At 70.1% G+C, this 10900-nt stretch carries 8 protein-coding genes and 1 pseudogene; all 9 read right to left on the bottom strand.

The window, feature by feature from the left end; translation table 11 throughout:
* Positions 1 to 182 (bottom strand): annotated as a pseudogene (locus DT074_RS28655) (methylated-DNA--[protein]-cysteine S-methyltransferase); the annotation flags it as partial.
* Between the two features lie 25 nt (positions 183 to 207).
* Complete coding sequence (locus tag DT074_RS26650; RefSeq protein WP_119422886.1) at positions 208 to 3354, bottom strand: efflux RND transporter permease subunit; 3147 nt, start codon at positions 3352 to 3354, stop codon at positions 208 to 210.
* A 129-nt stretch (positions 3355 to 3483) separates the two neighbouring features.
* Positions 3484 to 4671, bottom strand: coding sequence for an efflux RND transporter periplasmic adaptor subunit (locus DT074_RS26645; protein ID WP_119422885.1), 1188 nt, complete (start codon positions 4669 to 4671; stop codon positions 3484 to 3486).
* Positions 4672 to 4840: 169 nt separating this feature from the next.
* The gene (locus DT074_RS26640) at positions 4841 to 6388 is read right to left on the bottom strand and encodes a B12-binding domain-containing radical SAM protein (protein WP_119422884.1); all 1548 of its coding nucleotides are present in this window, start codon (positions 6386 to 6388) and stop codon (positions 4841 to 4843) included.
* A 104-nt stretch (positions 6389 to 6492) separates the two neighbouring features.
* Positions 6493 to 7899, bottom strand: a complete 1407-nt coding sequence (locus DT074_RS26635) for an ATP-binding protein (RefSeq protein WP_119422883.1) — start codon at positions 7897 to 7899, stop codon at positions 6493 to 6495.
* A 3-nt stretch (positions 7900 to 7902) separates the two neighbouring features.
* Positions 7903 to 8559 carry a response regulator transcription factor gene (locus tag DT074_RS26630; RefSeq protein WP_119422882.1) on the bottom strand — a complete coding sequence of 219 codons (657 nt, stop codon included), beginning with the start codon at positions 8557 to 8559 and terminating at the stop codon, positions 7903 to 7905.
* A gap of 22 nt (positions 8560 to 8581) precedes the next feature.
* Entirely contained in the window at positions 8582 to 9463 is an 882-nt protein-coding gene (locus DT074_RS26625; protein WP_119422881.1) for a SirB1 family protein, read from the bottom strand.
* The gene (locus DT074_RS26620; protein ID WP_119422880.1) at positions 9451 to 9834 is read right to left on the bottom strand and encodes a YraN family protein; all 384 of its coding nucleotides are present in this window, start codon (positions 9832 to 9834) and stop codon (positions 9451 to 9453) included. Before DT074_RS26620 ends, DT074_RS26625 begins: the two co-directional genes overlap by 13 nt.
* Positions 9800 to 10732, bottom strand: a complete 933-nt coding sequence (gene rsmI / locus DT074_RS26615) for a 16S rRNA (cytidine(1402)-2'-O)-methyltransferase (protein ID WP_119422879.1) — start codon at positions 10730 to 10732, stop codon at positions 9800 to 9802. Before rsmI ends, DT074_RS26620 begins: the two co-directional genes overlap by 35 nt.
* Positions 10733 to 10900: the final 168 nt, after the last annotated feature.

Here is a 10900-nt window from a genome sequence, read left to right as displayed (position 1 = left end):
CGCGCGGCGGCGATGCCGGGCGGCGGCTCGGCGGCGCGGGCGCCGCTGCCGGCACGGGCCAGGAGGCGCCGCTCGGTCGCGGCGCGGTCCGCTTCGGGCAGCTGGACGCCGATCAGGCCGCGCGCGTTCCAGGCCAGGCCGCAGGGGCCGATCGCGGTGTCGAACAGGCAGTAGGACGCCATGCGGCCAATATAACCGCCTTACCGGTTAAACACCAGCCACCTTGCGGCGGCGGCCGGGGAACAGGCCGCGCATCACCACATAGAAGACCGGGGTGAAGACCAGGCCGAAGACGGTGACGCCGAGCATGCCGAAGAACACGGCGGTGCCGAGCGACTGCCGCATCTCGGCGCCCGCCCCGGTGGCGATGGCGAGCGGCACCACGCCGAGGATGAAGGCGAGCGAGGTCATCAGGATCGGCCGCAGCCGCGTGCGCGCCGCCTCGACCGCCGCCCGGAAGCGGTCCTGGCCTTCGATCTCGGCCTGCCGCGCGAACTCGACGATCAGGATGGCGTTCTTGGCGGCGAGGCCGACCAGCACGACGAAGCCGACCTGGGCCAGGATGTTGACGTCGATGCCGCGCCAGCCGAGCCCGGTCACCGCGGCGAGCAGGCACATCGGCACGATCAGGATCACCGCGAGCGGCAGCGACCAGCTCTCGTACTGCGCCGCCAGCAGCAGGAAGACGAACACCGCCGCAGCGACGAAGACCAGCAGACCCGAATTGCCGGCGAGCTTTTCCTGGAGGGCGAGCTCGGTCCATTCGAAGGTGAAGCCGTTCGGCAGCTCGGTGGCGGCGAGCTTCTCCATCGCCGCCAGCGCCTCGCCGGTGGACCGGCCGGGCGCCGCCGCACCCTGCAGCTCGGCCGCCGGGAACAGGTTGTAGCGCGGCACGCGGTAGGCACCGGTCAGGTCGCGGAAGGTGGCGACGGCGCCGATCGGCACCATCTCGCCGGCATCGTTGCGCGTCTTCAGGTTGGCGATCGTATGCAGGTCCTGGCGGAACTGCCCGTCGGCCTGGGCGGTGACGCGGTAGGTGCGGCCGAGGAAATTGAACTCGTTGACGAAGGCGGAGCCGAGATAGACCTCCAGGGTCTCGAAAATGCGCGACGAGGGCACGCCCAGCATCTCCGCCCGCACGCGGTCGATATCGGCAAAGATGCGCGGCGTGCGGGTGTTGTAGAGCGAGAACACGCCGGCCACCTCCGGCGTCCGCGCCGCGCCCTGGACCATCGACTGCACGGCGGCGTAGAGCGCCTCCGGCCCGCGGCCGCGCTGGTCCTGGATCATCATCTTGAAGCCGCCGCCATTGCCGATGCCGCGCACCGGCGGCGGCCGGATGGTGATGATGAAGGCGTCCTGGATGGCGCCGAGCCGTTTCGCCAGATCGGCCCTGATCTGGTCCAACGTGATGCCGGCCTTCTCGCGCTCGGCGAAGCTTTTCTGCACCGAGAAGATGGTGCCGGCATTCGACGCATTGGTGAAGGTCGCGCCATCCAGGCCGGCGAAGGCGGCCAATGACTCGATGCCGGGGACCTGCAGGATCTCCTGCGCGGCCTGGCGCACCACCGCGTCGGTGCGTTCGAGCGAGGAGCCCGGCGGCAGCTGGAGCACGGTGATGAGATAGCCCTGGTCCTGCTCCGGGATGAAGCCGGTCGGCGCGCGGCTGAACTGCCAGGCGGTCAAGCCCAGCAGGCCGACATAGACGACCAGCACGACGACGACGAGACGCACCAGCCTGGCCGTCATCGCGCCGTAGCCGGCGGCCATCCTGTCGAAGCCCTTGTTGAAGCCGTTGAAGAAGGCGACGAAGGGCCGGGCGAGGAGCGAGGGCCGGTGATGCGGCTCGTGCGGCTTGAACAGGATGGCACAGAGCGCCGGGCTCAAGGTCAGCGACACGAAGCAGGAGATCAGGGTCGCCGAGGCGATGGTCACGGCGAACTGGCGGAAGAACTGGCCGGAAATGCCGGGGATGAGCGCCGCCGGAATGAACACCGCCGACAGCACCAGCGCGATGGCGACCAGCGCGCCGCCGACCTCGTCCATGGTTTCGTGCGCGGCATCGCGGGGGCTCATGCCGAGCCGGAGCTTGCGCTCGACGTTCTCGACCACGACGATCGCGTCGTCGACCACGATGCCGATCGCCAGCACCAGGCCGAACAGCGACAGGTTGTTGAGCGAGAAGCCGAACGCCGCCAGCACGGCGAAGGTGCCGATCAGCGAGATCGGGATGGCGATGATCGGGATCAGCGAGGCGCGCCAGGTCTGCAGGAACAGGATCACCACGAGCACGACCAGCACCACCGCCTCGAAGATGGTGTCGACGACGGCGTCGACCGATTGCTGGATGAACTCGGTCGGGTTGTACTTGATGTCGTAGCGGAGCCCCGGCGGGAACGACTTCGAAAGCTGCTCCATCGTCGCCTGGAGCCGCCCCGCGGTTTCGAGCGCGTTCGAGCCCGGCCGCTGGAAGACCAGCAGCGGCAGCGCCTCGCGGCTCTCCAGATAGCCGTTGGTGGTGTAGTCCTGGGCGCCGAGCTCGACCCGGCCGATATCGCGCACCCGGGTGACGCGGCCGGCGCTGTCGGTCCGCACGATGATGTTCTCGAACTGCCGCGCATCCTGCAGCCGGCCCAAGGTCTCGATGTTGAGCTGGAAGGCGGCCGATTGCGGCACCGGCGGCTGGTTCAGCACGCCGGAGGCCACCTGCACGTTCTGCCCGCGCAGCGCGTCGACCACGTCGCCGGCGGTGAGCCCGCGCGCGGCAATGCGGTCGGGATCGAGCCAGATGCGCATCGAATAGTCGCGCGCGCTGAACACGCGCACGTCGCCGACGCCGTCGAGCCGGGCCAGCACGTCCTTGATCTGCAGGGTGGCGTAGTTGGAGATGTAGAGCAGGTCGCGGCTGCCGTCCGGCGACGACAGGTGGATCACCATCATCAGATCGGGCGAGCTCTTGCGCACGGTGACGCCGATGCGCCGCACCTCCTCCGGCAGGCGCGGCTCGGCGATCGCCACGCGGTTCTGCACCAGCACCTGGGCGGTGTCGAGATTGGTGCCGAGGGCGAAGGTGATCTGCAGCGCAAGCTGGCCGTCGCCGGTCGCCTGGCTGGTCATGTAGAGCATGTTCTCGACGCCGTTGATCTCCTGCTCGAGCGGCGTCGCCACCGTCTCGCTCACCACCTGGGCCGAGGCGCCGGGGAAGCTCGCGCGCACCTCGATGGTGGGCGGCGCGATCTCGGGATACTGCGCCACCGGCAGGGTCAGATAGGCGGCGGCGCCGATGATGGTGATCAGCACCGACAGCACGGTGGCGAAGATCGGGTGGTCGATGAAGAAGTGGGTGAGACGCATCTGTATGTCCGCCCTCAGATCATTTCGTCATGCCCCGGCTTGACCGGGGCATCCACGCGGAAGGGATCTCGCCGCGGATAGCCGTGGGTGCCCGGGTCGAGCCCGGGCACGACGCAAGCGGTCGCCGCATCAGCCCGGCCGCTTCTCGCCGGCGCCCTTGATCTCGCCGGGCTGGGCGGTGACCTTGCCGCCGGGGCGCGCGCGCAGCAGGCCGTTGATGATGACGGTGTCGTCCTTGGCGAGGCCGGAGCGGATGATGCGCAGCCCGTCATAGATCGGGCCCGGCCGCACCGTCTTCGGCGCCACCACGCCCTCGGCATCGACCACCATGACGATCTTCTGCGCCTGGTCGGTCAGGATGGCGCTGTCGGGTATCAGCAATGCCTGGTAGGGCTCCGAGCCCGGCAGGCGGATGCGGCCGAACTGGCCCGGGGTCAGGAAGCCGTCCGCATTGGGGAACACCGCGCGCACGCGGATGGTGCCGGACGAGCGGTCCACCTGGTTGTCGACGAAGTTGAGCTTGCCTTCGCGCGGCCAGTCCGGCTCGTCGCGCAGCCGCGCATAGACGGTGACCGAATCGCGCGTCGACTGCAGCTTGCCGGATTGCACGGCGCGCTGATACATGAGGAAGTCGCCCTCGCTCATGTCGAACAGGAAATAGACCGGGTCGGTCGACACGATGCTGGTGAGCAGGGTCGTGCTGCCGGAGCCGCCGGCGATCAGGTTGCCCTCGCTCACCTCGCGGCGGCCGATGCGGCCCGAGACCGGCGCCATGATGCGGGTGAATTCCAGGTTGAGCTCGGCGGTACGCATGTCCGCGCGGGCGATCTCGACCGCCGAGGCGGCGACGCGCTGTTCCTGCACGCGCTCGTCATAGGTGCTGCGGGCGACGAAATCGCGCTGGCTCAGCTCCGCGGCGCGCTTGAGCTGCTGGTTGGCGAGATCGACCCGCGCCTGCGCCTGGCCGAGCTGGGCCTTGGCGGAGGCGAGCGCCGCCTCGAAGGGGCGCGGATCGATGACGAAGAGCAGATCGCCCTTGTTGACGATCTGGCCTTCCTCGAAATGGTGCGATTGCAGATAGCCGCTGACGCGGGCACGCAGCTCGACATACTCGACGGCGGCGAACTGGCCGGTGAACTCGTCATACTCGACGATCTCGCGCTGCATCGGCTTCGCCACCGTCACCGGCGGCGCTGGCGGGGGCGTCTGCGCCGCGGCAACACCGGCCGCCAGCAGCGCGATGCCCGCGACCGCGCTTGCGGGCCAAAGTCCCCGATGCGCCGTTCGCCTCGGCGAGCGGCAAGGTGATGCGCTCATGCTGACCCCTCCTCGAGCCGAGGCTTGACTGTAGTGCGGCGGGTTCAGCGTTTCGAGATGGCCGCCGCAAAATGCGACGGACGTCACGCTCATATCCCTCGACAGAATGCGGATTAAAGTTTGTGCAGCGCCTTGAACGATCGTTCATTCACCGACGCGGCGGTGGCGCTCACTCGGCGGCGGCGACCTGCGGCCTCGCGCTCTCCGCCTTGAGATAGGCGTAAGGGTCGTGCATCAGCGCGCCTTCGGGCAGATGCTCCCACAGGGGCCCGAGCTCGCGCTGGATGCGGCGCCGATAGAATGCCGGCAACTCGGTCGTCTCGCCGTCGAAGAAGCGGCGCGTCGCGTGGTCGTGGCGCAGCAGGTCGAGCACCTTGCCCTGATAGCGCGCGCGGCCCGACGATGTCGCCCGCACGAAATTGATCCAGCGCGGCGCGATGCCGCCATTGGCGAGCAGGCGGCGCCACACCCGCTTGCCGGTCAGCGCGTACTCGGTGGTCTCGACGGCGCGCGCATAGAAATCCGCCCAATCGTAGTGCTTCGGCCGCACGTTCATCGCGTGGTTGTTGTCGAGCAGGTGCAGGGGGAAGGGCAGCACCCGCCCCTCGCGCTGGAACTGCAGGTTGAGCGGCGCGGCGCGGCCATAGGCGGTGAGCAGCGAGAAGGCGGGATAGGCGCCGGGCGCAAGGTCGATGAATCGGCGCGTCAGCTCGAACGGCTCCGGCCCGGAATCGCAATCGAGCCCGAGCACGAAATTGGTCTGCACATAGGGGATGTGCCGCAGGATCATGTTCACATGATCGGCGACCTGGGCGACCTTGGCCTCGCCCCGCTTGCCGCCGGTCTTCGACTTGTTGCCGTGGTCGTACCAGCTCTCGATTCCCGGCAGCATGCCGACGAAGCCGTTCCTGGCGAGACGCCTGACATTCTCCTCCTTGAGCAAGGCCAGGCTCATCTCCGCCACGTGTCTGATCTTGCGGCCGCGCGGCACCGCGCGCTCGATCGCGTCCATGTAGTCGCCGAAGCGGACGCCGAAATTCGGATCGTGCCAGCCGACCATCGGCCGGCGGAACTTGGTGAGCACGAATTTCAGGTCTTCGGTCACCCGGTCGTAGGGCAACGGCTGGTAGTCGACCGCGGCGTCGATGCAGAAGCTGCAGGTATAGGGGCAGCCGGTCGAGCCGATCATCGGCACGAACTTCATGAAGCCGGCCTTCGACAGCGCCGATTCGACGTAGCGCCAGCGCTCGGCCAGGGTCGGAAATTCGGCCAGCTGGCGCGGCGCGGAGAGCGCGAGGCCGAGCGGGCGCTGCGGCGTCGCCTGGGCGACGATATCCTCGACCAGCGTCCGGTCGGTGAAGCCGAGCACGTAGTCGAAATACTGCGCCGCGTCTTCCGGATAGCAGCGCGCATGCGGCCCGCCGAGCACGGTGACGGTGCCGCGGCGCCGGAACACGTTGGCGATGGCATAGGCGGCCAGAGCCGAGCGGGTGAAGGCGCTGATGAACAGGATGTCGGTCTCGCCCACCACCTCGGGCGTCAGATCCTCGGCGCCGGTGTAGCAGACATAGTTGACCTCGTGCCCGGCCTGCTCGCACCAGGTGGCGATGACCTGCGGCATGATGCTGGCCAGGCTCGCATTCATCATGCGGGCATAGGCTTTGCGGGTCGGCCCCTTGGTGACGAGATCGAGAACGGCGACGCGGCGACGGCGCATAAGAACCCAAAAGCAACAGCCGGCCGATCCGGCGCGCGCGAAGCTAAACCCCGAAGCTGATGCGAAACTGATGCAATTGGGGCAGGCCCCGAAGCTTGTTGGCTCTAGGCCTGTTGGATGGCGGCGGCGCCGAGGCGCACCGAGGCACGCAGGCCCGATGCCGCATCCTTGCGGTTGTCGAGCACGACCGACGCGCCAAGCAGACGCGAGGCCTCCCGGGCGATGGCAAGGCCGAGCCCCGAGCCCGGCCCGCGCTCGCCGCCGCCGCGATAGAACCGCTCGAACACGAAGCGGCGGTCAGCATCAGGGATGCCCGGCCCCTGATCGACCACCGTCACCAGGCATCCGTCCGGCAAGTCGCAGAGCTCGACCCGGACCTCGCTGCCGGCCGGCGCATGGTTGACCGCATTCTCCAGCAGATTGGCGAGCACCAGCTTGAGCGGCGTCGGCGCGCCGCGTGCCGGCCCGCAGCGCCCTTCGAGGGCCAGCCTGACATCGCGCAGGGCGGCGATCGGCGCGATATCGGCCAGCGCCGCAACGGCGGCCCCGTGCACGTCGACCACGCCGTCCGCCTGCGCCGTCGCATCGAGCCGCGCCAGGGTGAGAAGCTGCTCGATCAGCTGGGTGGCGCGGTCGACGCCGGCGCGCAGCGAGGCGGCGAGCACCGCGCGCTCCGCCGGCTCCTCCTCCCGGGCGATCAGCTGGGCCTGCAGGCGCACCGCCGCCAGCGGCGTGCGCAGCTGGTGCGCGGCGTGCTCGACGAAGCGGTGCTCCTGCTCGACCGATGCGGCGAGCCGCTCGAACAGCCGGTTCATCGATTCGACGAGCGGGCGCAGATCGGCCGGCCAGGCGGCCGCATCGAGCGGCGCGAGATCGCGCACGCCGCGGCCGCCGAACTCCGCCACCAGCCGCCGCAAGGTGGCGAGGCCGTCGGACAGCGTGAGCCACATCAGCGCGAGGCTGGCCGGGACGAGCAAGGTGAGCGGGATCACCAGCGCCAGCGCGATGCGGTCGATCAGCGCGCCGCGCACGTCGAGCGACTCGCCGACCTGGATGACGATGCCCTCCTGCGGCAGCGGCAGCGTGTAGATGCGCCAGGTTGCGCCCGTCTGCTCGAGCTCGTCGAAACCTTCGACCGGCGCCTCCGGCGGCACCAGAGCCGGGCCGGCGGGCGAAGCCAGAACCTCGCGACCCTCGCGCCAGACATGAAAGACGCGCCAACGCGCATAGGCGCTGACCGCTTCCTGGTCCTCCTCGCTCATCGAGGCCGGTTCGCCGACCGAGGTCGATCCGCTGTCGCGCGCAAGTTCACGCTCCTGCGCCTCTTCACGCATGAGCGCCTCGATCAACGTTGCGGTGGCGATCAGCTCGGTATCGTAGAACTCGTCCACCTGGCGCTTGGAGGCCCAGAAGGCGACGGCACCGACCACGATGACAACACCGGTGAGCAGCACCGACATGCGGCGGAACAGCCGGCCGGCCAGGGTCTTGCGCTGCAGGACCAGCGCCATGGCCTATTTCGGCACCATGTAGCCGAGGCCGCGCGCCGTGACGATGAAGCCGGCGCCGAGCTTCTTGCGCAGCGCATAGATGGTGACCTCGATCGTGTTGCTCTCGACATCCGAAGCATCGTCGTAGAGCGCGCTTTCGAGCTCGCCCTTGCTGATGAACTGGCCGGCCCGGCGCAGCAGGGCCGAGAGCACGCGGAACTCCTTGGCGGTCACGTTGGTCTGTTCGTCGCCCTTGCGCACGAGCCGCGCCGAGAGATCCAAGGTCACCTCGCCCACGCTCAACAGGTCGCTCGGCCGGAACTCGTGGCGGCGGATATTGGCGCGGATACGGGCCAGCAGCTCGTCGAGATCGAACGGCTTGACGACGTAGTCGTCGGCGCCGGCATCCAGCCCCTCGACCTTGCGGTCGAGCCGGCCGCTGGCGGTGATGATGATCACCGGCGTCAGGTCGCGCGCGGCGCGCAGGTCGCGCAGCACGTCGATGCCGCTGCCGTCGGGCAGGCCGATATCGAGCAGGATCGCGTCATAGGCCTGGGCGCGCGCCGCGGCGCGCGCGGCCTCGCCGGTTTCCGCCCAGTCGATGGTGTAGCCGCCGATGCGCAGGCCGCGCTCGATGGCGGCACCGAGCATCGGGTCGTCTTCGACGAGGAGAAGACGCATGTGCGTCCCTTCCGCAATTGGTTCAGTTCAGCCGCCGCCGCAGGCTCGAAATCACCTCCGCGAGGCGAAGCTTGAGGCGGCCGTCGGACTCGACCTCGCGCGCGGTCTCGAAAGCCGCGATGGCGGCGGCCAGGTTGCCGGCCCGCGTCTCGATCTCGCCGAGCTCGAACCAGAGGCCGGCTTCGGCCGGCGACAGCGCCGTCATGGCGCGCAGCGCCTCGGTGGCGCGCGCCGTCTCGCCCGCCTTCACCGCGCGGATCTTGACGTTGTTCTGCAGGCGCAGCAGCACGCTGCGGGTCGGCACCGCGCGGTGATGCGCGGGCGAGAGCTCCGTCGCCTCGCCGCCCAGGCTCTTCAGCAGCTGGCGCATGGTGGCGGCGTCGACGGTGCGCCCGCCGTTGAACGGGTCGAGCAGAAGGCGGCGGCCGCCGGCCGTGACGCCGATCAGGAAATGGCCGGGAAAGGCGAGACCGTCGGCGACCAGGCCGCTCTTGCGCGCGGCGTGCATGTAGAGGATGCCGAGCGCCACCGGCAGGCCCTTGCGGCGATCGATCACCCGCATCAGGTTGGCGTTCTGCGGATCGTCGTAGGTCAGGCTGTCGCCTTCGTAGCCATGCCGGCGGTGCACCACCTCGGCCAGCGCCGCGGCGGCCGCATCGACATCGCCGGCATCCTGGCCGAGCGCCTCGGCAAAATCCTGCGCCAGTTCGTGGAGATGCGCGCGGTAGCGTTCGAGCGGCACCGCCGGCCGCTCCAGCGCCGCGAGCAGCAGCGCCGCCTCGCCGATATCGATCGCCTCGTCGGACTGCCGGCCAAAGGCCTGCAGGCCGGCATGCACGGCCTCGCGCGTCGGGGCCGCGGCGCCGGGTCCGGGAAGCTCTCCTCTGCCGCTCAAGGTCGCCATGCGTCCAGTATATGCCGCGGCAGGCGCCGTGGCGCGACCAGCACAACGTCGAATCGCTGGTCCTTGCCGGCGAGATCCGGGCGGGCGGCCATGAAGGCCTCCGCCGCGCGGGCGATGCGGCGGCGCTGGCGGGACGAGATGGCTTCGATCGCCCCCACCAGGTCGCCGCGGCGCTTCACCTCGACGAAAGCGACCACGCCGCCGCGGGCCGCGACCAGGTCGATCTCGCCGACCGGCAGCCGGAAGCCACGGGCCAGAATGCGGTAGCCCTTGAGGCGCAGCAGCATGGCCGCCAGGCGCTCGGCGCCGTGGCCGCGGCGCTCGGCGAGCCGGCGCCTAGCTGTCGCGCTTGGCGGCGAGGGCAAGGGCATAGATCTCCCGCTTCGGCCGGCCGGTAGCGGCGGCCACGGCCTTGGCGGCTTCGGCCGGCGACATGGTCTCGAGCGCGCGGGCGAGCAGCGCCTCGGCATCGAGCGCCGGCGCCACGCCCTGCTCCGGCGGCGCGATCACCAACGTGATTTCGCCTTTCGGCGCGCCGGCCCCGGCATAGTGGCGGGCCAGCTCGTCGAGCGTGCCGCGGCGCACCTCCTCGTGCAGCTTGGTCAGCTCGCGCGCCACCGCGGCGGCACGCGGGCCGAGCAGCTCGGCGAGATCGGCGAGCGTCTCGGCCAGGCGATGCGGCGCCTCGAGCAGCACCAGGCTGGCACGCACCGCGGCGATTTCGGCGATCGCCTGGCGGCGGGCCGCCGCCTTCGGCGGCAGGAAACCGAGGAACAGGAAGCGGTCGGTCGGCAGGCCGGCGACCGAGAGCGCCGCCGTCACCGCCGAGGCGCCGGGGATCGGCACCACCGCGCTGCCCTGGGCCAGCGCCGCGCGCACCAGCTTGTAGCCGGGATCGGAGACCAGCGGCGTGCCGGCATCTGAGACCAGCGCCAGCTTGCCGCCTTCGGCGAGCCGCGCGAGCAGTTTCGGCCGCGCCGCCTCGGCATTGTGCTCGTGATAGGGCGCGAGCGGCGTCTTCACGCCGAGCCGGGCCAGGAACGGCGCGGTGACGCGGGTATCCTCGCAGGCGATCAGGTCGACACCGCGCAGCACGTCGAGCGCCCGCAGGGTGATGTCGCCCATGTTGCCGATCGGCGTGGCGACGATATAGAGGCCCGGGCCGAGCGGCTTCGGCGACGGGCGCGGTTGTTCGCGGGCGGCGGCATCGATATCGTCGCCCGGGCTTGCCCCCTCCGCCGCCGCGTGAAGTCGCCGTGCGTCACCCATTGCTGATCCGTAGCACGATCCTTGCCCTGCTGCTGGCGATCCTGACCGCCTGCGGTTCGAGCGTAAAGCCGGCCGGCCCGCCCGCGACGGTCGCGCCGCCGGCCGCCGCGGCGCCGGAATCGCGCCTGCCGCCGCCCTCGATCCCGCCGCCTGGGGCGCTGCCGCCGC

It is taken from the genome of Desertibaculum subflavum (assembly GCA_003576705.1).
In the GTDB taxonomy this organism is placed as follows: Bacteria; Pseudomonadota; Alphaproteobacteria; order Ferrovibrionales; family Ferrovibrionaceae; genus Desertibaculum; species Desertibaculum subflavum.
The sequence above is the reverse complement of the archived record's forward strand: the minus strand, read 5'-3'. Positions and strand labels throughout refer to the sequence as shown.

Excerpts from the sequence above, each read along its gene's own strand:
- rsmI (WP_119422879.1), bottom strand. The coding sequence starts at position 10,732 with ATGGGTGACGCACGGCGACTTCACGCGGCGGCGGAGGGGGCAAGCCCG.
- DT074_RS26645 (WP_119422885.1), bottom strand. The coding sequence starts at position 4,671 with ATGAGCGCATCACCTTGCCGCTCGCCGAGGCGAACGGCGCATCGGGGA.
- DT074_RS26635 (WP_119422883.1), bottom strand. The coding sequence starts at position 7,899 with ATGGCGCTGGTCCTGCAGCGCAAGACCCTGGCCGGCCGGCTGTTCCGC.
- DT074_RS26620 (WP_119422880.1), bottom strand. The coding sequence starts at position 9,834 with ATGCCCTTGCCCTCGCCGCCAAGCGCGACAGCTAGGCGCCGGCTCGCC.
- DT074_RS26625 (WP_119422881.1), bottom strand. The coding sequence starts at position 9,463 with ATGGCGACCTTGAGCGGCAGAGGAGAGCTTCCCGGACCCGGCGCCGCG.
- DT074_RS26650 (WP_119422886.1), bottom strand. The coding sequence starts at position 3,354 with ATGCGTCTCACCCACTTCTTCATCGACCACCCGATCTTCGCCACCGTG.
- DT074_RS26640 (WP_119422884.1), bottom strand. The coding sequence starts at position 6,388 with ATGCGCCGTCGCCGCGTCGCCGTTCTCGATCTCGTCACCAAGGGGCCG.
- DT074_RS26630 (WP_119422882.1), bottom strand. The coding sequence starts at position 8,559 with ATGCGTCTTCTCCTCGTCGAAGACGACCCGATGCTCGGTGCCGCCATC.